Here is a 25438-nt window from a genome sequence, read left to right on the forward strand (position 1 = left end):
AGAGGGAAAGGAATATGATGCAGGAAACAGTATTAAACGAATTGGCACATTTACGAGCATCTATTGATAATTTTGATGCAACCTTAATTCATATCTTAGCAGAGCGTTTTCGTTGTACGAAAGCTGTTGGGCGTTTAAAAGCACGTTATGATTTGCCTAGAGTAGATCCTTTACGGGAGAAACATCAAGTAGCGCGTTTGCGGCAATTGGCTATAGATAGTCATCTTGATCCTGATTTTGCTGAAAGATTTTTAAAATTTATTATTAAAGAAGTTGTGAGTCATCATGAAGTGATTGCTGAAGAGCAAAAAACAAAAAAAGTCAATTTAAACGAAAGCCAGAGCTGACAATAGGAGATAAAATATGGCATTGAAAATTCGTTTGTCCCGTGGAGGTTCAAAAAAACGTCCTTACTATCATATCGTCGTTGCAGATGTTCGTAGTCCGCGCGATGGGCGATTTCTTGAACGTGTTGGTGCATGGGATCCAATGTTGCCTAAAGATGGACCAAGGGTAAAACTTAATGAAGAACGTATCCAGTATTGGCTTGGGCAAGGGGCTCAACCAACTGATCGTGTTTTACGGTTTTTAGATGCGGCTGGTTTAAAAAAGCGTCCAACCCGCAATAATCCACATAAAGGTGAACCAGGTAAAAAAGCACAAGAACGTATCGCAGCAGCAAAGCAAGCAGCAGAAGAAGCGGCGGCAGCAACTGAAGCAGAATCTGCTTCAGCATAAGAAGCATGATTGTTCAATCAATGCGTCTTTAAAAGTTCTAGAAGAATGAATGTTATCCGTTTTTGTCTATCAAAAACGGATCTCTTTTAAAAGCATGTTTTAAAAGAGTGTTAGTTTTTTAAAAGTTGAATTTTAAAAATCAATGGCGCGGCCTTTAATTTCCCAATCTCCATAGCGCGAAGGGTCTTTGCCGCCGCGTCCACCATTTTCGACAGGTTGTTCTTTTTTTGTTGCGCTTTTTCGCCGTTCTTCAGCTTCTTTGAGGGCGCGTTGTGCTGCGGGAGAAAGAGATTGCTGTTTAATGACAGTTGCATTTTTTTTGCTTGTTTTCTCATCTTTTTTATTCATTTTACACCTATTCTATTGAAGAAGCAGAAAGAAAACCCCATCATATAGTATTAATAGACTTTTTTCATGGAGTTTTTTGAGTAATGAATATAATGCGTACAGCCATGCTTTTGGCTTTTTTAACTGCTCTCTTTATGGGGGTTGGTTATCTTGTTGGAGGGGGCAGTGGCATGGTCATTGCTCTTTTGGTGGCAAGTGCTTTGAACTTTTTTTCTTATTGGAATTCAGATAAAATCGTTTTACGCATGTACGGGGCGCGTGAAGTTGATCAGCATTCTGCACCGGTTTACTATAAAATTGTAAGTGATTTAGCGCAAAGAGCTTCTCTTCCTCAACCAAAAGTTTATGTTATTGAGAATCCACAGCCAAACGCTTTTGCAACGGGACGTAATCCGCAAAATGCAGCTGTTGCTGCAAGTACTGGATTGTTAGAGCGGTTGAGTTCGGAGGAAATTGCCGGCGTTATGGCGCATGAGCTCGCACATATTGAGCATCGTGATACATTAACAATGACTCTAACCGCAACGATTGCAGGAGCCATTTCAATGCTTGGTAATTTTGCTTTCTTTATGGGAGGACCGCGCAACTCTTCAGAAGATTCTCATGGCGCTGGGGCAATTGGAGGATTTATTGCCTTGCTCGTGGCTCCTTTTGCAGCGATGCTGGTGCAAATGGCGATTAGCCGTACACGTGAATATGCTGCAGATCGGAGAGGGGCTGAAATATGCGGTAATCCTCTATGGTTAGCTTCGGCATTGCGTAAGATTGCTGATGGGGGACGTGGGGTATATAATGAAGAAGCAGAGCATAATCCAGCAACAGCACATCTATTTATTATCAATCCTTTGAGCGGTGAGGGAGCGGATAGTCTTTTTTCAACACATCCTGCAACGGCAAATCGTATTGCTGCTCTTTATCGGCAAGCAGAAGAGATGAAAGGGGTTCTTGCTGAAAATGGGGGATGGAATGAAGAAGGCAGTATGAATAAAAAAAGCAATGATGAGATGAATTATGGAGATTTTCGCAGTGGTCAGGCTTATGCATCAGGAGAGCAAGAAAACAGCACTTTTCAGCGTATGACAAAACGTCCTTCTTGGCTTCGTTATGATAATTCAAAAAGATCTCGTTCATAGAATTTTTTGAGGAGATTTCTGGGAGTTCTTGAGAAAACAGTGATATAAAGGTTGTTGTTTTGAAACACAAAAAAGCGGGGCATGTGTCTGAAAAAAATGTTCCAGGATTAGCTGTTCGGCAGGTGTGTGTGCGCCTTTTAGGGGCGGTGGTTGATAAGTGTACGCCTCTTTCTGGTTTGACGGATAATGAACACGGACATCCACACTATTTAAAACTTTCACAACGAGATCGTTTGTTGTGTCGGGCTATTTTGATAGCTTCATTACGTCATCGAGGGCAGATTATAGCGGCTTTCTCACGATTTTTGATGCGTCCTTTGCCTTCACAAGCACTTTCACTTCAGCATCTTTTGCATATCAGTGTCGCACAAATTCTTTATCTTGATATTCCTGATCATGCGGCTATTGATTTAGCTGTACGTGTGGCAAAACTTGATCCTCGTATGCATCGTTTTTCAGGGGTTGTGAATGCTCTTTTGCGCAATGTTGCGCGTGAGGCAGAGCTTTTATGCCAACAAGTTCCTACCATTGAAGGTGTTCCAGCGTGGTTTGGACAGCTTTTAGTGTCAGCTTATGGAACAGAAAAGGCACATCAGATTATAGCAATTCAAAGTATGGAACCCCCTCTCGATTTGACAGTGAAATCTGATAGCGTTGGATGGGCTGAAAGACTTGGCGGTGTTGTGTTGCCTAATGGCTCTGTTCGATTGAATCGTCTGGAGTGTTCTGTTTCTGATTTACCAGGCTATTGTGAAGGAGCTTGGTGGGTTCAAGATTTTGCCGCAGCCTTGCCTGCTTGTTTACTTGGGAATATTCGGGGTAAACGCGTTGCTGATCTTTGTGCAAGCCCTGGGGGGAAAACAGCACAATTGGCTTTGCAGGGGGCAGAAGTGACAGCAATTGAGCTTTCTGCTAACCGCGTAAGGCGTTTAAAAGAAAATATGGAACGGCTTGATTTTTTAGTTCAAACTTGGCAGGGTGATGTGAGAAATTTCCACCCCACACAGCTTTTTGATGCGGTTCTTCTTGATGCTCCTTGTTCTTCTACAGGAACAATTCGTCGTCATCCGGATATTTTATGGACGAAGTCGAGGGAAGACATTATCAAGTTAGCGGCGTTGCAATATGAGTTGCTTGTCGCAGCAATTGGCTTAGTAAAGGAGGGGGGACGTATTGTTTTTTCCAATTGTTCCTTGGCAAGAGAAGAAGGTGAAGATCTCATTGAAAAAATTTTATCAACACGCAACGATATTGTTTTAGAACCTATTTATCCAGAGGAAATGGGAGCACTGGCACATTTGCTTTGTGAGGGGATGTTGCGTACAACGCCTGCGGATTTTTGTCATAAAAATTTCGATGCTGAGAAAACTGCATTTTTAGGAATGGATGGTTTTTTCGCTGCGCGCTTACGAAAAATTGCTTAATTAACGCTTCATTTACAAAAATGGTCGAAATTGTATTTGATTCAGCATAAATGGAGATAAAATTTTGGCGGTTGCAGTAAAAGCTCCTCAGGTAAAAGTGGTGGCCTATGTCGATACGCTGCAGCACTTTATGCGGCGTTTATGGGTTGGACCATTGTTTCGCTGGCGATTTTCAGGATTCCGCCCTCATAAAATTTTAGCACATCCTATTGATTTGCATGTGGCTGACCCAATGATGGCCCATGAATTTTATCATGGTCGTTTTGCTTTTGCTCGTCATGTGGTTCATTCTGGTGCTGTTTCTCCATTTTCATTGGTTCCCCCAACGCTTGAATGGGAAACGGCTCTACATGATTTTCATTGGTTGCGCCATATGGAGGCAGCAGAAAGTAATTTAGCTTCTGCACATGCACGCTCTCTTTTAGAAGATTGGCTTGATCATGCTGGTAAGAAGGTAAAAGGGCTTGCTTGGAGTAGTCCTGTTGTGGCACGGCGCTTGATTTCGTGGATTTGTCATTCAAAAATGTTGTTAGAGGGGGCAAGTGAGCGGTTTGAAAAACGCTTTTTACGTGCGCTTGGTTTGCAATTTCGTTATTTGCGCGTAACAATTTGCAGTATGGAGTATGATGATCAACGTTTACAAGCAGCGACAGCTTTGACTTTCGCCTCTCTTGCTTTGCCTGTTTCTGCGGCAGTGAAAAAAAAGGTACAAACGACGCTTATAGAGGAGCTTTCACGTCAAATCTTAGTTGATGGTGGGCATATTTCCCGTAGTCCTGTTATTTTGCTGAATTTGTTATCGGATTTATTGTCGTTACGGCATCTTTTTATGCGTAGCAATGAAACAGCACCCCGTATTTTGATTGATTCTGTTGAGCGTATGTTGCCAGCTTTACGATTCTTTATCCATGAGGATCAAACGTTGGCCCATTTTAATGGGGTTGGTCCTCTTGTGTCGGAACGATTATCATCACTTTTGGAGCTTGATGAAACAGGGGGGCATCCTTTTAGTTATGCCCGTTATTCAGGATTTCAGCGCTTAAAAGCCAATCAAACAACAGTGCTTGCAGATACAGGAAAGTTTCCACCTCGCTCTGTAGCGCAGCAGGCTTGTTCGGGGTGTTTGTCTTTTGAAATGTCTTCACAAGGGCACCGTTTTATTATCAATGCCGGTGTTAATCCTGATGGGCGGGAAGATTATCGACATTTAGGGCGTGTTACTGCAGCCCATTCTACAGCTACGCTTAATGATTGTTCGGTGGGCGTTTTTTATAAAAAAAAGAAAAATGGCGCTTCCTTTTTGTTTGATGGACCAACGGATGTTCAAGTGCGCCGTATAGAGGATTCAGAGAAGACAGGTTTTATTGCGAGTCATAATGGTTATGTGCGCTCTTTTAATCTTATTCATGAGCGTGGTCTTATTTTGGCGACAAATGGAGATATGATCGAGGGGTTTGATCGCTTTTTTATGCCAGATAAAGGGAGAAAGAGACATAAGAGTGCGCAAAGTGAACAGAATCATGTTGCTGTTCGCTTTCATCTTCATCCACAAGTTGAAGTTAATTATGATGGCAAGCGTGTGTGTTTAGCCATAAAAAATGAGCACGTAAAGAACGGGCAAGTATGGTATTTTATTTCGCCTGATGCGGATATTTGTCTTGAAGATTCAATTGATTTTGCGGAATTAACAGGTCCACAACGGACGCAACAAATTGTTTTATATTTTCGCCCTGCATTGCAGGAAAAAGTTCGTTGGCGTTTTATCCGTAAAGCATTTGATAAAAAATCAAAACAATGTTCTGATCTATAGTTCATATATTTTATCTTCATACCGCGAAACATCATCGCTTATTGTGGTAATATTTTCAAAATTTGAAGGCCATGTAAATTTTTATACATGAGGTGCTTTTTAGAGTATGTGATGGATATTCTTAGGAAAGGTTTACCTATAGAATCTCATGAGGTGGTGCTAAGGGGATTGGTTCCAGAGAAACAGAATTTTTGACAGATCGGTATTGGTTAAGAATTTTTATCCTTTAAAAGTGTGGAGAAAAAGTCAAGCTGTTGCGTGTCTTAGAAAGTTTTTGCATGTACTGTTGTGATCAATATTTATCTCTGAGAGAGCTGCATGTTTAAGATAGTCAAATGTTTTCCTGCAAATGCACATTCTTGTTTTAAGGAAATATCGTTCAATGTTTATTGTTCCCATTTTACGATGGAATCCGTATAGAATATAGCGTAAAAATCTCCCGTAAATGGTGTAGGGTTATTGTGTCTCCCATTTTTACCGTTTCTTTTTATTTTGCTTTATGATTTTTCAAAGCATCTAGAATAACAGCTTTTAAAGAATGTGGATGATGCTTTATTTTTCACATTTTTAAAGAGATTAACATATTGATTTATAACAATTATTTTTTAAAACTTAAAATTCGAAAATTGTGAGATTCTCTCTTTACAAATCTGTTTATAGTGAGGCAACTAAAAGTATAGGTTTGTACGTTATAAGAAGACTTGGCGTGTAGATAAAACCTATGGAAGAAAGGAATAAAATAGCTCTTCTGAACACTCTTAAGTATCGAGGATTATTACAACATGAGGGGGCTGGAAAATGGCATGATGTTATAATTTGTTCCTTTATTAAACATACAAGATATTGATTTATAAAGATAATTTATAGTTATTTATGTTGAATTACCCCCCCGAATATTGTAAGATTCTTTTGATTTCAAATTTGTGTATGTTGAATCAATCAAAATCACTTGTTTGCATATCACAAGCGAGGTTGGCGTATAGGCAAAAAAACGATCAAGAAAGGACTAAAAATAGCTCTTCTGAATTGTTTTACGTGCTAAAGGCTGTCCGACACACCCACAAGCTGGCAAAGTGTGTGATGGTGCCGGTTTGTTTCTTCATAAGCATAAAGGAGATAATGCTCAGGAGATTTTATGATTCTTCATAAATGTTATCATGAGAGGGGGATCACAAGCATTGAGGGATGTTTCCTTAAAACAAAATCGTGTGAATGTGCAGCATATAATGTCGTTTTAATTTTGGATCTTTTATTTTGCCTGAGGGATACGATTTTATTAAAGAGTGAGAGAAAAAGGTGTGATCATGCGTAATCTCCATTCTTTAAAACTATTATTCTCAATGCTTTTGAAAATTGTAAAGCAAAGTAAAAAATTATAATAAAGATAAGAATGGGTTTTTATCTTTAAGATTTTCTTTTCTTGTCGAATTAGGTTGTTTACCATTTTAGGAGTAAACCAAATCTATATATTCAATATTTTCTGTCACCATCTTGCATAAAAAGCTGATATAGAAAAGCATTAAGCCATCTTAATCTTACATTATTACTGTGTTAAGATTGGGGGTGTTGATTGATAAGCAACAGAAAACAGTACGGGCTTTAGAAGTATAACGATATCATAAAAGGTAAAACATACCAGTGCTGGATTGGGGAAATATTTCGGATTTTATCAGATATTTAAGCAAACAATGACAATCACACACTTAGTTTTACGAATGCTCCTCAAGCTTTGCTTTTGTTACAAGTATTCATACATGTTTTTTGCGTTATATTTATAAAAATCAAATTGATGGGGATCTATGATAATCTTTGTTTGGGCATAAAAACATTGACATGATACTCCACTAGAGTTTTGCATATACTCGCACGCACTTCCATCTTTACGCTTAATAAAAGCGCAAGCTGGTACTCTACTTTGTCTACGCTCAATGTTGTGCGATAGCCTTGTGCTCTTGAGAGTGTTTATAAAAGTTTTTTTTATTTCTTTCTTGATTGTTTTTTTGCCTATACGCCAACCTCGCTTGTGATATGCAAGCGAATGATTTTTATTGATTGAACATGAACCAATTTGAAATGGAAAAAGCCTACAATATCAGAACTTCTCATTCAATGTGGAAAACAATAAACTCTTTTTATAAATCAAATGTAGTTCATTATAAAAGCATTAAGAATTCAAAAAATAACACATAGCAACGACATGTGGAAAAAATATAAATATTCTTTCTGCTTTTTGCTATTATACTAAAAATGAAGTCATAATAACCAACTGCACAACGCTCATTTTCTCATACATAAGCATTCTCTCAACTTCAAACAACTTTTAGAAAGATCTATACGAATAATGCCGTGCAATGGACTTAATATTACCTCGATAAATGCCAAGATCACTCAGCTCATCTGTTGAAAGACGGTTCAATGCGTTAACGGTTCGACGATAACGACGCCAATTCCTATAAGAACGTAGAATATTCATGTCCTCTACTCAAATTTTATATTACACTTTTTAGTTTAAAGATAGAACATATTACTAAAAATAGTTGTGCTATAATGTCATAACAGGTATGCATCTACACATAAAAGAAACCGCTTTAACACTTGTCTCATATAATAAGGACAGACTATTAAAGTTAATAATGACTACGCTGTTCTATCTCTAAAACAATGGCTAAATTATGTTTGTTCGTTGTGGTGATAAATTTATTCATTACGCGTAGATTCTTTGAATTAAATAACTGCTCTCATTGCAACAGTTATCAATCGACAGATGACGATTATGAAAAATTCCTTGAAATATTTATCTTATATGAAGGGAAAACCACAAAATGATTAATGTCGGAAATGTCGTGTTCCTGTAAAGATCATAGCTAAACCTTGCTCATCAGCAGCTGTGATAACTTCTTCATCACGCATGGAGCCTCCTGGTTGAATAATTGCTGTTGCACCTGCTTCAGCTGCTGCTAATAAACCATCGGCAAAAGGAAAAAATGCATCTGATGCAACAACAGACCCTTTAGTGAGAGTTTCTGTTAAGCCTGCTCTTAGCGCACTTTCTGCTGCTTTACTTGCAGCAATTTTTGCTGAATCAATGCGGCTCATTTGTCCAGCTCCAATTCCAACTGTTGCACTATTTTTTGCGTAAACAATAGCATTCGATTTAACGTGTTTTGCTACACGAAAAGCAAATTGAAGATCACGCATTTCATCTTGAGTTGGTGCCCGCTTTGTCACCACTTGCAATTTAAGATCATCAACCACCACATTATCACGCGATTGCACTAAAATGCCTCCCGCTAATGTTTTAGCAAGAAGTCCTCCACAACGTGGATTAGGGATACCACCTGTAATAAGCAAACGAAGATTTTTTTTCTTTGCAATAATTTCACGTGCCGCCATTGTGGCATCAGGTGCAATAATCACTTCTGTAAAAATTTTAACAATCTCTTCTGCACATTCTTCATCAAGGGGCTGATTTAAAGCAACAATTCCACCAAATGCCGATACATTATCACACATAAGAGCTTTCAAATAAGCTTCTTTCAAATTTTTGCCTTCTGCAACACCACAAGGATTGGCATGTTTAATAAGAGCAACAGCAGCAGTTTTTTGCGGATCAAATTCTGCCACAAGTTCAAAGGCTGCATCTGTATCATTCAGGTTGTTATAAGAGAGCGCTTTGCCTTGTAAAAGTCTTGCTGTTGCAATACCAAAACGCTTTTCATTATTGCGATAAAATGCTGCTTGTTGATGTGGATTTTCTCCATAGCGCATAATACTCTCAAGATGGCCAGAAAAACTCTGCCACGATGGCATTTCAATTTTTAAATCCCGTGCAAACCACGCTGCTATTGCCGTATCATAAGCAGCAGTGTGGGCATAAGCGCGCATTGCTAGCTGACGACGTGTGGATAAGCTTAAACATCCGTTATGCTGTTTTAATTCGGCTAGAATCGAATCATAGTCGTTTATCGCTGTTACAACACCGGTATAAGCATAATTTTTTGCCGCTGCGCGAATCATTGCCGGTCCGCCGATATCAATATTTTCAAGAATTGTTTGATTGTCGGCGCCTGATTGGACTGTCTCTTCAAAAGGATAAAGATTCACAACTAAAAGATCAATTCCATGAATGTTGTTCTTTTCCATGGCATCTTTATGGCTAGGATTTTCTCTTACCCCTAACAAAGCACCATGAATCAAAGGGTGGAGTGTTTTAACACGCCCATCCATTATTTCAGGAAATCCGGTAACTTCAGCAACATCTTTTACGGGTAAACCAGCAGCTATGAGTGTTTGGGCTGTTCCTCCTGTTGAAATCAATTCAATATTATAATTCGCATGAAGGGCTTGTGCAAATGCAACAACACCTGTTTTATCAGATACAGAAAGAAGAACACGACGAATCTGATGAAGATCAGGTATGGGAAAATTTTTGGCAACAATACCCATTATAGAAGCCTTAAAAATGAAAGAGTTAAAATTTCAGAAAAATAAACTTATACATTTATAGCATAAGCCTTTAGAAAAATACACTGAAAGAATAAATTTCTTTGTTAAAATACACTAAGAATGATTCATCTTTTTTCTATTATTCTGTTATCTTGGAATGCTGTCATTGAAGATGTGGTGATAGAAGATATACACATTTCATTGATACATTAAATGTCGTTTTAGTGCATGGTCAATGATTCTTAAGATAGGCCTTTTCTGTAGACTTTTTGTAATCGTATGAATAGGAAGATCAAGCGTAAAGATAGAGGTGCTCAATGGATTTACCTTTATACCCTTCATGGGCGCTGCCGTGAAATGGGCTTGGGTGCTTTGAGAAATGTTTCTTGAAAAAAAGCTCGTGAATTAGCAAGTCAATGACGTTCTGTTTTACATGAGGAATACACACGGTAAGAATCCGGATTGTTTACAAACCAGATTGGGTTAAAAATCTTTATGCTTTGATATGGTGCGAGGAAGCCAAAAAGAAGCAGATCCTTGCTTACTATAAATTGATTTAAAATGGTAATTTAGTTTTCTATATTGAATGATGGCACTGAACACTATTAGATTTTCTCATTTTCTTCCCTCGCATTCAGAAACAAAAACTTTTCTTATACATTCCCTAAATGCAAAAATAGAGTAAAAGTGAGAGCTGAGAAATAAGATAATATTTGCTTATACCTTGACTAAACCTAAAAATGAAGCACCGTGGAGGCTTATCCTTTATGAGCACCGTCAAAAGATGAAATTGAGAGCAAGACAAGATATCTTGTCAAAGAAAATGCTTAAAAACATAATACTGTTTTAAAAGTTTATACGACGATAAGCACGCTTACCTTTATCCTCTCATATATATTTCTTGACATAGTTTTATACTTTCATAAGAAATGTCTGTTATTTCAGCGAGGCAATTCCATAGATGGGAATGAAAACTATGGAGATATGTTCTAAATTTAGAATGTTTGATGTCAGTTGGATGCAATTCATGTGCAAAAGGACTTTGATCAGAAAAAGAAAAGATAATAAATTTTTTCAATGAGTTTAGTGCTTTTGAAGTAATAAGCCGGTACCATCACACAATTTGCCAGTTCGTGGGTGTTGCTACAAGCTTTTGGCACTTGAGACGATTCATAAGAGCCATTTTTAGCCTTTCTTATACAAATTTTATCCACACGCTCATCCTGCTTATAATGTGCAACAGACATGGTTTTTGTTGATTCAAAATAAATAAATTTGAAATGAGAGAATCTTAAGATATTCGGGACTCTCATTCAACATACAAAACAATGAATTATTATTATAAATCAAAATATTATTGATGATCAAGATACGAAAAACTTTGTTGTTGTGTCGGGTTTCTTCTTATGTTTCCTCGCCAAAGATTGTCCATAGATTATTGTTAAGCTGATCTTTATGAATATGGTGCAAAGAAAAAAAGAATATGTACGAGTGCTTACTAAAATAAATAAACGCAAAGCTAAGTATATTATTGTTGTTGTTATTAATTATCTTAAAATTTAGCATATTTCTCCAATCCATTGCGGGTATATTGGTGAATTTATAGTATGTTATGTCTCATAAAGCTTTTGTTTCTTGTAACGCAACATCTCATCTTCATGAAGCAGCAGGTTTGAAATAAAAAACGCTTCCATACGTTCTCTGCTCTATGATTTTGTATGTTCGATGCAGGCCAGAGGATTACGTATATAAATTTGAGTAATCTCTGAAACGGCAAACAATCAAATAAGGCAAAAATATAATAGAAATGAGTGCCCATCTTGCCTGTTATTTTTAAATTGTGCGTTAGTTTTTTCAAAAGCGCTTATAACAATGTTTTTTTAGAGTGGTTTTTTAGAATGGGGATAATGCATTGCTTCACATTTTTGTGCATTGCTTCTTTAATGAGGTCACGATTTTCGTGCACAATAAAATACTATTATGGTGCCAATTCACGTGTGTGTATTTTAAAGAGACATTTTTTAATGAATCACTCCCTATTTTATGATGGTCTTTTGAAGAGTATCGTGTAAATTCTTCGTGAATAGGATAACAGATTCATTGTATGCCTATGATTTTTACTAAATAAAAGCGCAAGTCGGTATTCTTAATTCTTGATCGGTTCTCAATATTTTAACAACTCTTGGTCCTTGAGATGGAAGAGGTATTTATTTTCAATAATTTTATCCGTGCGGTTATCTTTGCTTGTGGGGAGCCAAGAGAATGATTTTGATTGCTTCAGCATAAGAAGATTTGAAGTGAAAGAGTCTTACGATATCTGAAGTCTTTTTTAGTTATAAAATGATAGGATTATCAAACTATTATTTCTTGAAAAAACAGATTTTATGGTGTGTTTAATACAACAGCGTTAAGATATGTTCTATTATGAAGCATATTAATGAGACTATATTGGGGGATGGGTATTTTACTTTTAATTTTTTAGTTTTTTTGCCTTAGCAGAAAAAGAAAAGCTCCTAACATCCCAGCGGCTAAAATAAACCACGTGATTGCATAAACGAGATGATTGTTTCGAAAATGTACAATCGTAAGACCAGCAACGGGAAGGTTTGCTTGTGGGGTTGTTTTTTTCCCGGCATCAATGAAATAAGGGGCAACAGTAGACAAACCAAGTTTTTGTGCCATAGCGGGGAGATCGCGCGTATACCATAAATTTTTGTCAGGATTATTTTTGCGTGGAAAAAATCCATTTTTTTCACTCATGCGTAATAAACCTATGATCGTTGTTTGTTCTGTGTCCGTGGTAGAATGTTGCTGAGATGAGGCATTTGTATCCAATTGCTCTGAGTTTTGAAAATTGTTACGTTCATCCATGGGGATAAAACCACGGTTGATAAAGGTCAATGTATTGTCATTAGTGGTTTGTAAAGGAGTCAAAACCCAATATCCCGTAGTATTTTGAGCGGTAGCCGTGACCAAAATATTTTTATCTGTTAAAAATTTTCCCGTGATAACAACAGGTTGATATTCATATTTTTCAAAAGTAACATCTGCCCATTGATTTTTGGGAGGGGCTTTTATGGGGGGCAAGTGAACGCGCTGATTGGCACTGGTGATAAGATTTGTTTTCCAGTTTAACCGTTGTATTTGCCATATACCTAATGCGCTGAAGAGAAGAAAAAAACAAACACATAAAGTTCCAAACAAAAAAGAAGAAAAACGGTTGGGATTGTCCTGAAGCTTTGTCATGGGGGACGCTTGTTTACTCATGATTTCTATTTCCTTTCAGGACAATAGGCTTTCATTCTAACATGGTGCGACTTTAAAAAAAACATTTTGTACGCCTTATTGCAGAAAAAGATGAAAAATGCTCCCATAAGAGATGAAAAAGGTTTTATAAAAGACTTGACCTTTTGTTGTCGACCCCCTATTAGAAAGAAACTTCCCAATGGTGCCCGTTCGAGGTAGTGTTGTGCGTGCTTTACGTTCATTCTATCCTTTGGGTATAGGGATTTGAAAGTTTCTTAGAGTTTTAAGGGTGAAGTTTATGTCTCGTGCATGTGAATTGACAGGGAAGACGGTTCTGTATGGTAATAATGTTAGCCATGCAAATAATAAGACTCGGCGTCGTTTTTTACCAAATCTTTGCAATGTGACATTGATTTCAGAAGTGTTACAGCAAAGTTATCGCTTGCGCATTTCTGCAAGTGCGTTGCGTTCTGTTGAGCACCGTGGTGGTCTTGATGTTTTTTTAATGAAAGCAGACGATAAAGAGTTATCGCAACGTGCGCGTTTGTTAAAGCGCCAAATCATTAAGAAGAAATCTGAGCAAGAAGGTGAGAAAAAAGCTGAGCAAGCAGCGTAATTTTTAGCGTCATTGTTTCCGGCTTTTTTCTTTTTGATCGCTCTACTTTGTTTGGTTCCATACCCCAGGTTAAAAAAAATGTCTTCAAGCGGTCCTTTATTAGAACAGCAAAAGAAAAGGTATATTGTTTTTTCTATTTTAGCAATGTGCCTTGCTGTCACTGCTTCTAATATTTTTGTTCAATATCCTGTCTACTGGTTTGATTTGAATGAGCTGTTGACTTATGGGGCTTTTACCTATCCATTTGCTTTTCTGATTAATGATTTGACCAATCGTTTTTATGGTCCATCTGCTGCGCGGCGTGTGGTTTATGCTGGTTTTTTTGCGGGTGTCTTTGTTTCTTGGGTATTGGCGACCCCACGGCTTGCAATTGCCTCTAGTCTGGCTTTTTTATTTGGGCAACTCCTTGATATTATTGTTTTTACTCCGTTGCGACGTAAAACATGGTGGAAAGCGCCTTTAGCAGCAGCATTGGTTGGTTCGGCTTTGGATACAGTGCTGTTTTTTTCTCTTGCTTTTTCTAGCTTTTTTGCCGTTCTTGATAGGATAACAGGCTATGCTGATAGTTCTCTGGTGGAAAGTACTGTTTTGGGAGGAATAGGCATGCCAGTTTGGCTCTCACTTGCTTTTGGTGATTTTTCGGTAAAAATTGTTATGAGTCTGTTTATGTTGATTCCTTATGGGACAATTCTTAACATTATAAAGCTTCCTCTTTATCGAGGGCATTCAAAGGATGCTTCCTCTTTTGTTTGTAACAAATAATAGTCTTTGTCTTTTTGTTTTCCTGAAGCCAAAAAAATTGTACGCTATGTTTAGTATGGCACGTTATTTATAATGATACTTTATCATTTACCAACTTAAGTAAGAACTCTAACACAAAACACTTTTCTTCTTTCAAAATTCTCTTGTGAGGAAGAAATAGAGTCATTTGTTTGTATCTCACAAGAAGGCAATGTGAATAAAATTGTTTGAGAAGGGGCTAAATATACTTCTTATGAGCGGTTTAAGGTGAAAAAAAATGATAATTATGTTTTTCATTTGAGTGAAAAAGTCCAATATCATAAACTTTTACGCGTTTTAAATACTTTTATTATTGAGTGAATAAAAATTATTTATTTGTCTATGTTACAAGAGAAATTGGCGTGGAGACAACGCCATTTGAAAAGGAAATACTTCTTATGAAGAGCTTTAATGCAATAAAAGTGCAATATTAGACGCTGGAAGTATACTGATTGACCTTAAAATATTGGAAGCTTGAAAATAGGTTTCTGCTGTTGGCTTTTTGCTTGTAAAGCGTAAAGGATGATTCCGAATTCTACATTATGCTATATATGGGTACTGTCGTGAAATCGGCTTCAAGGTGAAATGTTTCTTCGAGTAGGCGCGTGCGAATACACTATATAACGGTGTGTTCTTTTTCGTGAATGAAGCAATATTCTTTTTTTCGTGTTTTTTCTTATATTTTATGTGAGTAAAGGTTTTTGCTTTTATTAATGAGATGGGAGCTTATGTTGATCATTCACTTGTGGAGAGTACTGTTTTGGAATGGTTATGGAGTGTCAGTTTGGCTTGTCGTTTGCTTTTAGCAATTTTGCCGAAAAATCGCTATGAATCCATTTATGCTGATTCTTTTATAAAATAATTCTTAGTGTTTAAAACAGCCTCTTTGGATTATTCTTCTTGTCTGTATCATAAATACGAATTTTATCTTCTCGTTTTACTGAAGATGAAAGGTTAAGTATTATATTTTCTGTGAGAGCAACATTTTAGAGGCATGTTTAGTAGAGATATTGTTTTGTCTACGTGTCTTTCAATATCTAAAATATAGGGAAATAACACAAGATCGAGACAAAAACGGGTGATTATTCAGTCTTTTAATTTGAAAGGTACTCTAGGATACGGTCGTAAATGGAGAATTCCAAGTAAAACTTATCCGTTGCAATAAAACCGGAAAGTAAAAGCAAACTCATTATAATTTTTGAAGATGGTTAGAGCATTTCTTTTAGAATTCATAATGCATCTAGTAAAGTAGAAGCCTTCCTTAAAGTTTTATATTCAATTTGTGGGATTATCTTCTCAGGTTTTTAGCCATCAAATTCCGATGGTTTAATGATAGAAATAATTTTTTAAAATGTAATCGTTGTTGATTCAAGGAAGGCTTATTTCTTATAACTATGAGGACTTTTATCACTAAAAAGTACTTCTAATTGTTTTGTTATCGCGTCGGCAAGTTCTTCAGCATTCATAATTGTTACAGCACGTTGATAATAACGTGTGACGTCATGACCAATTCCAATGGCGATGAGTTCGATGGGGGAATGGGTTTGGATTTCTTGAATCACTGCGCGTAAATGTTTTTCTAGATAATTGCTGGAGTTGACCGATAGTGTCGAATCGTCAACAGGAGCACCATCAGAAATGACCATAAGAATGCGACGTTGTTCACGCCGTAATAAAAGGCGTTGATGCGCCCAAATCAAAGCTTCTCCATCAATATTTTCTTTTAATAATCCTTCTTGCATCATCAAACCTAAATTGCGTCGCGCTCGACGCCATGGGGTATCAGCACTTTTATAGATGATATGGCATAAATCATTAAGACGTCCAGGATTATGGGGTTTGTTTTGGTTAAGCCATTGTTCGCGTGATTTTCCTCCTTTCCAAGTTTTAGTGGTAAAACCTAAAATTTCAACTTTGACACCACAACGTTCAAGAGTTTGTGCCAAAATATCGGCACAACTTGCAGCAACGCTAATGGGGCGTCCGCGCATTGAGCCAGAATTATCAATGAGAAGTGAAACAACTGTATCCCGAAATTGGGTATTACTTTCCATTTTAAAAGAAAGGGGTTGCATGGGGTCAATAATTAGACGTGGAAGCCGTGCTGTATCAAGATATCCTTCTTCAAGGTCAAAGTTCCAGTTGCGATTTTGTTGCGCCATCAAGCGGCGCTGGAGACGGTTTGCTAAACGCCCAACGATGTTTTGGAGATGATTGATTTGCTTATCAAGATAACGGCGTAAGTGATCTAACTCGTTTTCAGAACAAAAATCTGTTGCTTCCAAAATTTCATCAAATTGACGGGTGAATATTTGATAATTGCCAAGTCTTTCCATTTGTTCCGAATCAGAAAAAAGGTGTTTGGGTTTGTGCGGCTTTTCTTGCCAAGGTCCATTTTTTTGCTCGCCGTCAGCTTGATCATTGTTGTTTGATTGTGTCGCTTGTGTTTTTCCGTCGTCTTGCACATCACTTTCTTGTTCAGTGCTGGTTTGTTCTTCACTTTGAGCGTGTTTTTTGTTTTTACTCTCTTCTTCTGCTTGGTCTTGAGGTTCATATTCGTTTTTTAATTTTTTATTGTTTTCACTGTTAGAAGCTTCAGCTTGTTGTACTGTCATTTTGAGTGTAACAAGCATTTGGCGAACAATCTGTGCAAAAGTCTGTTGGTTGTAAATATGATGTGTAAGTTCATTAAGCTCTGCTGCGGCTTTTTGTTCGAGTTCTTGACGCCACAATTCTAAAACAGGGCCTGCTTCTTTTGGGGCAGGGCGCTTTGTTACTTTTTCACGCAATAAAAGTGCAATCGCTTCTTGGATGGGAGCCTCACTTTGGTTGCTAATCTTATGATAATGGGCTCTTTTGTATTTATCGGCGAGCATGACATCAAGGTTTTTTGCAAGCCCCTCCATGGTTAACGTGCCAATTGCTTCAACACGTGTTTGTTCGAGAGCATCAAAGACAGCACGTGCTTCTGATTCTAGTGGAGCAAATTGCATGTGAATGCGGTTATCATGCCATGCTTTGCGTAGAGCCATGGAATCACCTAATCCGCGGGTAATGGTGATGTCTTTATTCGTTGCGTATTGAGGTAATTCTGGTAAACGTGCACAACTTTCGCTCAAAGAGGGTCTGTTGGAACTAAAGGAAACTTCTAGGTGAGATGTTCCAGCAATTGCACGCATACAGGTGGAAAGAGCTCTCTTAAAAGTTTCATTATTAAGAATTTTGGGTGAAGCGTTATTTGTCAGATTCTTGCTTTTGTCGTTAAAGTCGATAGCCATGATTGACATACTCCTTTAAGACAAGACGCCCTGCATGAATGATTCGGGAAGCTCTTGTCCAAAGGCGCGTTGATAAAATTCTGCAACAGTGGCACGTTCGAGTTCATCACATTTATTGAGAAAGGTTAATCGGAAGGCAAAGCCGACATCTTGAAAAATTGTTGTATTTTCTGCCCAAGTAATGACGGTACGTGGACTCATGACAGTTGAAAGATCTCCATTGATAAAAGATTGGCGTACCATATCAGCAACATGAACCATTTGTGAAATTATCTTTTTTCTTTCAGTCGTTTGAAAAGATTTGACCTTTGAACAAATGATATCAACCTCTTTATCATGGGGTAAATAATTGAGTATCGCAACAATAGACCAGCGGTCCATTTGAGCTTGATTAATTTGTTGGGTACCATGATAAAGACCGGTTGTATCGCCAAGACCAATGGTATTTGCTGTTGCAAAAAGACGAAACGCTGGATGTGGAGAGATGACACGGCTTTGATCAAGTAAGCTTAGTTTTCCAGAAGTTTCAAGAACGCGTTGAATGACAAACATAACATCGGGACGCCCCGCATCATATTCGTCGAAAACAAGAGCAACATTATTTTGATAAGCCCAGGGCAAAATGCCCTCTTTAAATTCAGTGATTTGTAAGCCATCTTTTAAAACGATAGCGTCTTTTCCTACAAGATCGATACGACTTACGTGACTGTCAAGATTAATGCGAAGACAAGGCCAGTTAAGACGGGCAGCAACTTGTTCAATATGCGTTGATTTCCCTGTACCGTGATAGCCGGAAACCATTACACGACGGTTAAAGGTAAAACCTGCGAGAATCGCTAAAGTTGTTTGCTGATCAAAAAGATAATCGGGATCGATATCAGGGACATGGGGGCTTTTTGTGCTAAAAGCGGGGATTTTCATATCTGTTTCAATGTGAAACAGATCACGAGCGCAAAGTGTAATATCGGGCAAATTTTCAACGGTAAGATTTGTCATTGTGTTTCTGGAAGGGAAAGGACGCTATTTATTCATTAGAAAACGATACAAGAGTTAAAGCATTTATGCAATGCTCTATAACGAGAGCTTTAGAGTTGCAGAAAGATCTTGCTTACTGTTCTATAACGTTTTACAAAAAATAATATTTTGTGCAAATCATCATAGTCTAAATGAGAATGGGTTCATATAAGCGCGTGTTTTTAGCACAAACCAGATTTTTTTAGCAAATTATAAGCATGTAAAACATCGCGAAAGCGCTCTTCTGAAGCACGGTTACCACCATTGGAATCGGGATGGTGTTTTTTTACCAACTCTTTATATTTCATTTTGATATCTTCTGCTGAAGCGTTTGCTTGTAGTCCCAGTGTATCAAAAGCTTTCGCCTCTAAGGGTTTTAATTTCCGTGAGAAATTATTTTTTGAATGCCGCTCAGTAAAAAGCGTAAAAGGATCGCGCATACGATTTTGATAGGCAGCTGTTCCAGAGCGAATCTTTGCATAATTAGCGGCTGTTTTTTTCAATGTACTATTGCTCAGATCTGTAGGCCATGTTGGTCGATGCCCTGTAAGAGCATCCTTTTGGAATTTTGCGATATCTTTATTGCTAAGACCAGAGAAGTAATTAAAATTTTTATTATAAGCGCGTACGTGTTCAATACAAAAATATAGATATTGCCCTTCGTGATTTCGTCCTGCCGGTGCTTTATGAGTCCCTGTTTTTTCACAACCTTCCCACTGACACTGTTGTGCTTCTGGCTCAGCTTTTTGTTTTTTATTTGAGCTTATGCGAATTGAATCGAATAATTTAGATGTTATTGTCATATTCTTGGTTTATGCAAAATTGATCAATTTTACAAGAATTGACTTTTGAAAAATTTGTTTTCACACTTATTCTATTATGAAAAAGTGTATTTTTGCACGTTCATTTTGTTTGAGGAATGAAAAATGTCTATAGAAACAATCATCAACAGAAAGCTTCAGGATGCTTTTCATCCGCAGAAACTGGAAGTGATTAACGAAAGTCATCTTCATGAGGGACATCCTCATGATGAACATGCTTTTGATGGTAAAGGAGAAACACATTTTCGGGTGAAAATTTTATCTTCTTCTTTTTCCAATATGACGCGTGTAGAAATACATCGAGCGATTTATCAAGTTTTAAAAGAAGAGCTTGCTACTTGTGTTCACGCTTTGGCACTTGAGGTTGAAACTCTTTGATTTTTTTGATGAGAAGCCGTTAAGAACGAGGATGTGCCTTTTGATAAATTTCTAACAAATGATCTGTATCGACATGGGTATAGGTTTGTGTGGTGGAAAGGCTAGCATGCCCAAGAAGTTCTTGAATTGTGCGCAAATCTCCCCCCCTTGATAAAAGATGAGTGGCAAAAGAATGGCGTAGTGTATGAGGCGTGGCAGTTTCTGGTAAACCAAGACTTGCACGTAAATTACGGACAGCTTTCTGAATAATGGCAGGCTGTAGGGGACCACCCCGCGCACCACGAAACATGGGTTGGTTGTCTATTAAAGGATGTGGGCAACATTGAAGATAATTTTGTACGGCTTCGTAAACAATTTTTATGAGGGGAACAAGGCGTGTTTTTCCCCCTTTTCCCGTTATAAATAAACTTGTTTTTTCAGGATCAGAAAATTGTTCTGGTGTGAGGCTTAAGGCTTCTGATATTCGCATTCCACAGCCATAAAGAAGTATGAGGACAGCAGCATTACGAGCGGTAATCCAAGGTTCATTTTCCAGTTGATTTTCTTGTTTGACTATGTGGAGTGCTGATTTTATCGCTAAAGGTTTTGGGAGCGATTTGGGGTGTTTGGGGCTTCGGATAAGTTGAGCCGCGGGAACATTGACGATTCCTTCACGTGATAAGTATTTGAAAAAAGAACGGATGCCTGCCACCCCTCGGCTTAAAGAGCGCGCACTTACATTATTTGTTCGCCGATAAGCAAGATAAGCACGCAAGTCACTAACGCGTAAATTAGCAAGATCTGTAAGGGTTGGTGTATGGCTTAAGTGTTGACAGAGAAAAGATAAAAATTGCCGTGTATCACGTTCATAAGCTTGCGCTGTTTGTGCGGATAGACGACGTGTTTGTATGAGACACTCTAACCAGTTTTTCCTTGCGTTTAAAACTGCATGGTCTGCTGGAATGAGAGGAATATTTTCATCTTTTCTCTTGTCGTTTTTGATGGGCATTATCTAGTTGAGGGTTTCTTTCTTTTTAGATTTTTCGTCGTTAGAATGACCATTTTTGCTGTGGGATTGATCTTCACGATTGATAAGTTGTTTTTCACCTTTGAGAGAGAGTATTTTTAAAAGGTTGTGTGTTGACATCAAGTGCGCAAAAATTAATCCTAAAAAGCCATTTTTATGAAGTTTGGCAAGTTGGCTTGCTGATAGCTTATTCAATTTTTCTTCATCAACAACCCAAAAATGTTCCAATTGCGCTGAAAGACCTTTATCGTTTTTCACATTGATTGATTTTTGACTTAGAAGATCCATTTCCACAAGGGCATCAATAAACTCAGAGGTTTTCTCCATAGCGATTTTAAAACTTTCAAGAAAACGAATACGTTCTTCCATAAAAGGAGAAATAGAGCCATCGGAATTAAAAAGTTCTGTTCCTGCAACTTCATTAAACATACCTGACTGTTGATCAAAACAAACAGAAAGTTCTTTTTCATTGCTAATTTGTGCCAAAACAAAAGGGTAGCGGCGGACAAAGGCGGGAACATAAGTATCGGTTTTCCAACTTTTATCAGAGGTAATGTAGTCATTTTCGTCGTTAGAAAGTCCTACAAGAGCAGCAGATGTATAGTGCCGTTTTTTTTGTTCATCTTCGGCGCACATAAATAAAATAGGATAGTCCAGTGCTGCTTGAAAATACTCAGTACTTGCCAAAGGAACCCAGTGCGTATCTTTGGCAAAAGACATATCACTTGGAGGAGCAAATTTTAGATTTTTATGGGAAACTTTGTTGATTGGGGTAATATCTTTGTAAAATAGCATAATATTTGCCATAAGACTTCTCCTTTATTAATTTGTTTTTGTCACCAAGAAAGGTCTTTTTGGAAGATTGTCTCATATGGCAACAAGATTGAATAGAAAACTATAAGATTGAAGGGCTCATTTTTGAGAGATAATATTTTTGCATGAAGTATAATAAAGAAAAGCTTAAAAATAAAGTCTATCTTGCCATTATTGGTACGCCTCATGGTATAAAAGGGGATGTTTTTGTTAGAATTTTAAGTGCTGACCCCCAGCGTTTCAAGTCTTATGGTACTCTTTATGATGATATGGGGCGTTCTTATGAAATTATAACTCTTCGCATGCAAAAAAATAAGGCGATTGTACGTTTTAAAGGGGTAGAAAATCGTAATACTGCTGAGTCTTTAAACGGTATTCGCCTTTATGTGATGCGTGATCAATTAATTGATGATTTGATGGAGGATGAGTTTTATCAAGTCGATTTAATGGGTTTGTGTGTCCAAGATTGTGGGGGAAAAATCTTAGGTGAGGTATGTGGTTTTTTTAATTTCGGGGCTGGTGATTTGCTTGAAATACGTTTGAATACGGGTAAAAGAGTTCTTATTCCCTTTAGTAAGGCGGCGGTACCAGAAATTTGTATGGATTCTGGTTTTCTTGTTGTTGATCCCATGGCAGCTGGTTTTAGCGATAGAGGAGAAAATGATAAAAAGGAAATGGCTTGAATCTAAAAAAATCAAAAAGAGAAAATGCTAATAATGCAAGTGATCCAAGCAGGAGGGGTATTTTGATTTCTAAAAGTTTTTTGGATTCTTAGAGGCAATTTGAAAGTAAAGGTCTTATTTTAAAGTGAAAATATTGAAGAGAGGGATAATATTAAATATGGCGAAGATAGAGGAGATCTAGATTAACGCTATAGCGTTATAAGGTTTGGTTTGTGCTCTTTTTTCTATAAGAGTATGTTTAAGAAAATGAGGATGAAAAAATAAAAATGAAGTTTCAGGCGCGCGTTTTAACCCTTTATCCTGAAATGTTTCCTGGTTTTTTAGGGTATTCTTTAGCAGGGCAAGCTTTAGAGCGTGGGATTTGGTCACTGGAGACTGTGCAGATTAGGGATTTTGCTTTGGATAAACACCATAGCGTTGATGATACACCAGCTGGTGGGGGGGCTGGTATGGTGATGCGGGCAGATGTATTAGCGGCTGCACTTGATAGTTATCCACAGGATTCGCCAAGATTATTGATGAGTCCACGTGGGCGCCCTTTTGATCAAGCTTATGCGCGTAGCTTGGCTCGTGATTCGGGCGTAACGTTGGTTTGTGGACGTTTTGAAGGTGTTGATGAGCGGATTATAGAAGCACGGGAATTAGAAGAAGTCTCTATTGGTGATTATATCCTTTCAGGGGGTGAGGCAGCTGCACTGGTTATCTTAGATGCTATTATACGCCTTCTCCCCGGAGTGATGGGAAATGAAGCTTCTGCAAAGTGTGAAAGTTTTGAAAATGGTTTGCTAGAACATCCGCAATATACCCGCCCTTCTCTTTTCGAAGGACGGGGGATTCCGCCTGTGTTGATCTCAGGTCATCACAAGGCGATTGCAGATTGGCGTCAAAGCCAAGCCGAATTGCTAACACGTCAACGTCGTCCTGATCTTTATGCGCGTTATGATAAAAAACATCAGAAAACTTGATTCATATGATAAGGTGGTGTATTGCATGGCTCTCTTTTTAGAGAGTTTTTTTATAAAAGGTTTTCTGTAGTTCCAAAATTAAAATGAAGGAATGGTGTATTCGCTCCTGTTGTAAGGCATAACCTAAAGAGCTCCTTTTCTTTAATTAAAGGTTTTTTAGGTAAGAGTTGAGCGCTCTGACTGTTCGATAAAGAACATGAAGGATAGAAGAAATGAATATTATCGCACAGCTTGAAGCTGAACAATGTGCAAAAATTGAAGAAAAGCGCAAATTTCCAGCCTTTCAGCCAGGAGATACAGTTCGTGTTATGGTGCGTGTGACGGAAGGTACACGGACACGTGTTCAGGCATATGAAGGTGTTTGTATTGCACGTTCAGGTGGTGGGTTGAATGAAACCTTTACAGTACGCAAGATTTCTTACGGTGAAGGAGTGGAACGGGTATTTCCTGTTTATTCTCCTTTGATTGAAGGTGTTGAGCTTGTGCGCCGTGGTAAAGTGCGTCGTGCAAAACTTTATTATCTTCGTGGTTTGAGAGGTAAAGCTGCGCGTATCGCTGAAAAGAGAGATTATCGGAAAAAAGCTGAAAAGGTTGTTGAGAAAGTAGAAGCAACACTCGTAAGCACAGATGTTGAAAAGAAAGTTGCTGAGTAAAGATTATATCGGCTAAACTTTATGCAAAAGCGGCTTTTATGCCGCTTATTTGTGTCTTTCGTGATTCGTTTTGTCATTTAAAAGGCTGTGAAGAGACATGAAAATGTTTAATCTATCAAATTTTTTGTCTTTTTTATTCTTAAATAATGGATCAAATTTAGAATATCATTGTACATATCGTGAATACTCAAGAGTACAATGATAGTTTGAAAAAATGTCTGTTTATATTTGAGAAAAGATGTTAGACCTTTGACGTGAAGATAAAATTGTATTAGATTAAGGCAAGTTTTGCGGAGTATATCCGTTGAGTAATCGGTTTTTTTTATGCGTGACCTTTAATCCGTTATTTGAGACAACCGACCTGTAATATTGGTATTTGAGATGCCAAACAAGTAAAAGCGAGATAATATATTTAGTCGTTTTATGCGAGCTTTCTCGTTCGTTACGGTTGCAGTAAAAACCAGGTCAGGATATTTTATGACAGAGACAACTAGGATAAAAGAGCGCCCTCGTTCCCCTCATATAAGTATTTATCGTTGGACAATTACTATGGCCATGTCTATTGCGCATCGCGTTACAGGTATGGCTCTTTATGTTGGAATGGTCTTTCTTGCTGTTTGGTTAGTTGCTATTGCATGTGGGGAGGAGGCATTCAAAACAGTTCATGAGATTTATAGTTCTTGGTTTGGATTGTGTATCTTGTTTCTTTATACTTTGGCAGGGGTTCATCACATGGTTGGTGGTGTTCGCCACATTGTGTGGGATGCGATGCCTTGCCTCCTAGCAAAAGAAAAGGCAACAGTTACTGCTTGGGTAACAGTGTTTATTTCTCTTATTATTACTTTTATAATTTGGATTATTGGATATAGCATTGTTTAGCTGGGGGTGAAAAGAGAGATGAAAAAAGATTTTCGAACGGAACTTGGAAAAGTACGGGGGCATGGAAGTGCTCATGAAGGAACAGAGCATTTTTGGCTACAGCGTTTGACAGGGGTTATCAATCTACCGCTTTTGATATTTTTTATTGTTCTTATTCTTTCGCTTGTAGGCAAAGACTATAGTATTGTCCGTGAACGGCTTGCACACCCTATTGTTGCTATTTTGATGGGATTGATGACTTTTTCAGTTCTTTATCATATGAAACTTGGTATGCAGGTGGTGATTGAAGATTACATTCCACGTGAAGGTTTCCGGATATTCTTTTTAGCATTAAATATTTTATTTTGTTTTCTCATAGGTGGTGTCATTATTTTTTCTCTTTTGAAAATCGCATTAGGGGGTTAAAC

The 25438-nt window shown here is 37.8% G+C and carries 23 protein-coding genes; 14 read left to right on the plus strand and 9 right to left on the minus strand.

The window, feature by feature from the left end; all coding sequences use genetic code 11:
• The first annotated feature begins 17 nt into the window (after positions 1 to 17).
• Both ACFINC_RS01110 and rpsP read left to right on the plus strand, forming a co-directional pair.
• The gene (locus ACFINC_RS01110) at positions 18 to 347 is read left to right on the plus strand and encodes a chorismate mutase (RefSeq protein ID WP_375615758.1); all 330 of its coding nucleotides are present in this window, start codon (positions 18 to 20) and stop codon (positions 345 to 347) included.
• A 16-nt stretch (positions 348 to 363) separates the two neighbouring features.
• Positions 364 to 738 carry a 30S ribosomal protein S16 gene (gene rpsP, locus ACFINC_RS01115; protein ID WP_375615728.1) on the plus strand — a complete coding sequence of 125 codons (375 nt, stop codon included), beginning with the start codon at positions 364 to 366 and terminating at the stop codon, positions 736 to 738.
• Positions 739 to 870: 132 nt separating this feature from the next.
• Here the strand turns inward: rpsP and ACFINC_RS01120 are convergent, their stop codons facing one another.
• Entirely contained in the window at positions 871 to 1086 is a 216-nt protein-coding gene (locus ACFINC_RS01120; protein WP_375615729.1) for a DUF1674 domain-containing protein, read from the minus strand.
• Positions 1087 to 1169: 83 nt separating this feature from the next.
• Here ACFINC_RS01120 and htpX point away from each other — a divergent pair, with 83 nt between their 5' ends.
• The 3 genes from htpX (at position 1170) to ACFINC_RS01135 (ending at position 5453) form a co-directional block, all read left to right on the plus strand.
• Complete coding sequence (gene htpX / locus ACFINC_RS01125; protein ID WP_375615730.1) at positions 1170 to 2219, plus strand: zinc metalloprotease HtpX; 1050 nt, start codon at positions 1170 to 1172, stop codon at positions 2217 to 2219.
• A gap of 59 nt (positions 2220 to 2278) precedes the next feature.
• Positions 2279 to 3643 (plus strand): RsmB/NOP family class I SAM-dependent RNA methyltransferase, encoded by a 1365-nt coding sequence (locus ACFINC_RS01130; RefSeq protein ID WP_375615731.1) that lies wholly within the window; start codon positions 2279 to 2281, stop codon positions 3641 to 3643.
• A gap of 64 nt (positions 3644 to 3707) precedes the next feature.
• Positions 3708 to 5453 (plus strand): heparinase II/III family protein, encoded by a 1746-nt coding sequence (locus ACFINC_RS01135; RefSeq protein WP_375615732.1) that lies wholly within the window; start codon positions 3708 to 3710, stop codon positions 5451 to 5453.
• 2320 nt (positions 5454 to 7773) lie between these two features.
• On the opposite strand, the gene ACFINC_RS01140 is transcribed toward ACFINC_RS01135, so the two are convergent.
• From ACFINC_RS01140 to ACFINC_RS01150, 3 genes are all read right to left on the minus strand, one after another.
• Positions 7774 to 7926: a DUF1127 domain-containing protein gene (locus ACFINC_RS01140; protein ID WP_375615733.1), complete on the minus strand. Its 153-nt coding sequence runs from the start codon at positions 7924 to 7926 to the stop codon at positions 7774 to 7776.
• Between the two features lie 353 nt (positions 7927 to 8279).
• Positions 8280 to 9899 (minus strand): bifunctional phosphoribosylaminoimidazolecarboxamide formyltransferase/IMP cyclohydrolase, encoded by a 1620-nt coding sequence (gene purH, locus ACFINC_RS01145; RefSeq protein ID WP_375615734.1) that lies wholly within the window; start codon positions 9897 to 9899, stop codon positions 8280 to 8282.
• 2478 nt (positions 9900 to 12377) lie between these two features.
• Positions 12378 to 13166, minus strand: coding sequence for an SURF1 family protein (locus tag ACFINC_RS01150; protein ID WP_375615735.1), 789 nt, complete (start codon positions 13164 to 13166; stop codon positions 12378 to 12380).
• Between the two features lie 277 nt (positions 13167 to 13443).
• Between ACFINC_RS01150 and rpmB the strand changes: the two genes are divergently transcribed.
• From rpmB to ACFINC_RS01165, 3 genes are all read left to right on the plus strand, one after another.
• Positions 13444 to 13761, plus strand: coding sequence for a 50S ribosomal protein L28 (gene rpmB / locus ACFINC_RS01155; protein WP_375606026.1), 318 nt, complete (start codon positions 13444 to 13446; stop codon positions 13759 to 13761).
• 78 nt (positions 13762 to 13839) lie between these two features.
• Positions 13840 to 14523 (plus strand): VUT family protein, encoded by a 684-nt coding sequence (locus ACFINC_RS01160; protein ID WP_375609043.1) that lies wholly within the window; start codon positions 13840 to 13842, stop codon positions 14521 to 14523.
• Positions 14524 to 15259: 736 nt separating this feature from the next.
• Entirely contained in the window at positions 15260 to 15403 is a 144-nt protein-coding gene (locus tag ACFINC_RS01165) for a hypothetical protein (RefSeq protein WP_375606024.1), read from the plus strand.
• 517 nt (positions 15404 to 15920) lie between these two features.
• Here the strand turns inward: ACFINC_RS01165 and cobT are convergent.
• The 3 genes from cobT to ACFINC_RS01180 form a co-directional block, all read right to left on the minus strand.
• Positions 15921 to 17819 carry a cobaltochelatase subunit CobT gene (cobT, locus tag ACFINC_RS01170; protein ID WP_375615736.1) on the minus strand — a complete coding sequence of 633 codons (1899 nt, stop codon included), beginning with the start codon at positions 17817 to 17819 and terminating at the stop codon, positions 15921 to 15923.
• A gap of 15 nt (positions 17820 to 17834) precedes the next feature.
• A complete protein-coding gene (gene cobS, locus ACFINC_RS01175; protein ID WP_375615737.1) occupies positions 17835 to 18815 on the minus strand; it encodes a cobaltochelatase subunit CobS in 981 nt (326 codons plus the stop codon).
• 200 nt (positions 18816 to 19015) lie between these two features.
• The gene (locus tag ACFINC_RS01180) at positions 19016 to 19636 is read right to left on the minus strand and encodes a J domain-containing protein (RefSeq protein WP_375615738.1); all 621 of its coding nucleotides are present in this window, start codon (positions 19634 to 19636) and stop codon (positions 19016 to 19018) included.
• 123 nt (positions 19637 to 19759) lie between these two features.
• Between ACFINC_RS01180 and ACFINC_RS01185 the strand changes: the two genes are divergently transcribed.
• Positions 19760 to 20032, plus strand: coding sequence for a BolA family protein (locus ACFINC_RS01185; protein ID WP_375606020.1), 273 nt, complete (start codon positions 19760 to 19762; stop codon positions 20030 to 20032).
• 19 nt (positions 20033 to 20051) lie between these two features.
• Here ACFINC_RS01185 and ACFINC_RS01190 read toward each other — a convergent pair whose 3' ends face one another.
• Positions 20052 to 21020 carry a tyrosine recombinase XerC gene (locus tag ACFINC_RS01190; protein ID WP_375615739.1) on the minus strand — a complete coding sequence of 323 codons (969 nt, stop codon included), beginning with the start codon at positions 21018 to 21020 and terminating at the stop codon, positions 20052 to 20054.
• 3 nt (positions 21021 to 21023) lie between these two features.
• Positions 21024 to 21845 (minus strand): SapC family protein, encoded by an 822-nt coding sequence (locus ACFINC_RS01195; RefSeq protein ID WP_375615740.1) that lies wholly within the window; start codon positions 21843 to 21845, stop codon positions 21024 to 21026.
• A gap of 131 nt (positions 21846 to 21976) precedes the next feature.
• Between ACFINC_RS01195 and rimM the strand changes: the two genes are divergently transcribed.
• The 5 genes from rimM (at position 21977) to sdhD (ending at position 25436) form a co-directional block, all read left to right on the plus strand.
• Complete coding sequence (rimM, locus tag ACFINC_RS01200; RefSeq protein ID WP_375615741.1) at positions 21977 to 22534, plus strand: ribosome maturation factor RimM; 558 nt, start codon at positions 21977 to 21979, stop codon at positions 22532 to 22534.
• 266 nt (positions 22535 to 22800) lie between these two features.
• A complete protein-coding gene (gene trmD, locus ACFINC_RS01205) occupies positions 22801 to 23499 on the plus strand; it encodes a tRNA (guanosine(37)-N1)-methyltransferase TrmD (RefSeq protein ID WP_375615742.1) in 699 nt (232 codons plus the stop codon).
• 212 nt (positions 23500 to 23711) lie between these two features.
• Positions 23712 to 24152, plus strand: coding sequence for a 50S ribosomal protein L19 (gene rplS / locus ACFINC_RS01210; RefSeq protein ID WP_375615743.1), 441 nt, complete (start codon positions 23712 to 23714; stop codon positions 24150 to 24152).
• A 477-nt stretch (positions 24153 to 24629) separates the two neighbouring features.
• Positions 24630 to 25031 (plus strand): succinate dehydrogenase, cytochrome b556 subunit, encoded by a 402-nt coding sequence (gene sdhC, locus ACFINC_RS01215; RefSeq protein WP_375615744.1) that lies wholly within the window; start codon positions 24630 to 24632, stop codon positions 25029 to 25031.
• Positions 25032 to 25049: 18 nt separating this feature from the next.
• The gene (gene sdhD, locus ACFINC_RS01220; RefSeq protein WP_375615745.1) at positions 25050 to 25436 is read left to right on the plus strand and encodes a succinate dehydrogenase, hydrophobic membrane anchor protein; all 387 of its coding nucleotides are present in this window, start codon (positions 25050 to 25052) and stop codon (positions 25434 to 25436) included.
• The last annotated feature ends 2 nt before the right edge of the window (positions 25437 to 25438 follow it).

Source organism: Bartonella sp. AP58NXGY (assembly GCF_042195785.1).
Taxonomy (GTDB): domain Bacteria; phylum Pseudomonadota; class Alphaproteobacteria; order Rhizobiales; family Rhizobiaceae; genus Bartonella.

Excerpts from the sequence above, each read along its gene's own strand:
- ACFINC_RS01110 (WP_375615758.1), top strand. The coding sequence starts at position 18 with ATGCAGGAAACAGTATTAAACGAATTGGCACATTTACGAGCATCTATT.
- rpsP (WP_375615728.1), top strand. The coding sequence starts at position 364 with ATGGCATTGAAAATTCGTTTGTCCCGTGGAGGTTCAAAAAAACGTCCT.
- ACFINC_RS01120 (WP_375615729.1), bottom strand. The coding sequence starts at position 1,086 with ATGAATAAAAAAGATGAGAAAACAAGCAAAAAAAATGCAACTGTCATT.
- htpX (WP_375615730.1), top strand. The coding sequence starts at position 1,170 with ATGAATATAATGCGTACAGCCATGCTTTTGGCTTTTTTAACTGCTCTC.
- ACFINC_RS01140 (WP_375615733.1), bottom strand. The coding sequence starts at position 7,926 with ATGAATATTCTACGTTCTTATAGGAATTGGCGTCGTTATCGTCGAACC.
- purH (WP_375615734.1), bottom strand. The coding sequence starts at position 9,899 with ATGGGTATTGTTGCCAAAAATTTTCCCATACCTGATCTTCATCAGATT.
- ACFINC_RS01150 (WP_375615735.1), bottom strand. The coding sequence starts at position 13,166 with ATGAGTAAACAAGCGTCCCCCATGACAAAGCTTCAGGACAATCCCAAC.
- rpmB (WP_375606026.1), top strand. The coding sequence starts at position 13,444 with ATGTCTCGTGCATGTGAATTGACAGGGAAGACGGTTCTGTATGGTAAT.
- ACFINC_RS01160 (WP_375609043.1), top strand. The coding sequence starts at position 13,840 with ATGTCTTCAAGCGGTCCTTTATTAGAACAGCAAAAGAAAAGGTATATT.
- ACFINC_RS01165 (WP_375606024.1), top strand. The coding sequence starts at position 15,260 with ATGGGAGCTTATGTTGATCATTCACTTGTGGAGAGTACTGTTTTGGAA.
- cobT (WP_375615736.1), bottom strand. The coding sequence starts at position 17,819 with ATGGCTATCGACTTTAACGACAAAAGCAAGAATCTGACAAATAACGCT.
- cobS (WP_375615737.1), bottom strand. The coding sequence starts at position 18,815 with ATGACAAATCTTACCGTTGAAAATTTGCCCGATATTACACTTTGCGCT.
- ACFINC_RS01180 (WP_375615738.1), bottom strand. The coding sequence starts at position 19,636 with ATGACAATAACATCTAAATTATTCGATTCAATTCGCATAAGCTCAAAT.
- ACFINC_RS01185 (WP_375606020.1), top strand. The coding sequence starts at position 19,760 with ATGTCTATAGAAACAATCATCAACAGAAAGCTTCAGGATGCTTTTCAT.
- ACFINC_RS01190 (WP_375615739.1), bottom strand. The coding sequence starts at position 21,020 with ATGCCCATCAAAAACGACAAGAGAAAAGATGAAAATATTCCTCTCATT.
- ACFINC_RS01195 (WP_375615740.1), bottom strand. The coding sequence starts at position 21,845 with ATGGCAAATATTATGCTATTTTACAAAGATATTACCCCAATCAACAAA.
- rimM (WP_375615741.1), top strand. The coding sequence starts at position 21,977 with ATGAAGTATAATAAAGAAAAGCTTAAAAATAAAGTCTATCTTGCCATT.
- trmD (WP_375615742.1), top strand. The coding sequence starts at position 22,801 with ATGAAGTTTCAGGCGCGCGTTTTAACCCTTTATCCTGAAATGTTTCCT.
- rplS (WP_375615743.1), top strand. The coding sequence starts at position 23,712 with ATGAATATTATCGCACAGCTTGAAGCTGAACAATGTGCAAAAATTGAA.
- sdhC (WP_375615744.1), top strand. The coding sequence starts at position 24,630 with ATGACAGAGACAACTAGGATAAAAGAGCGCCCTCGTTCCCCTCATATA.
- sdhD (WP_375615745.1), top strand. The coding sequence starts at position 25,050 with ATGAAAAAAGATTTTCGAACGGAACTTGGAAAAGTACGGGGGCATGGA.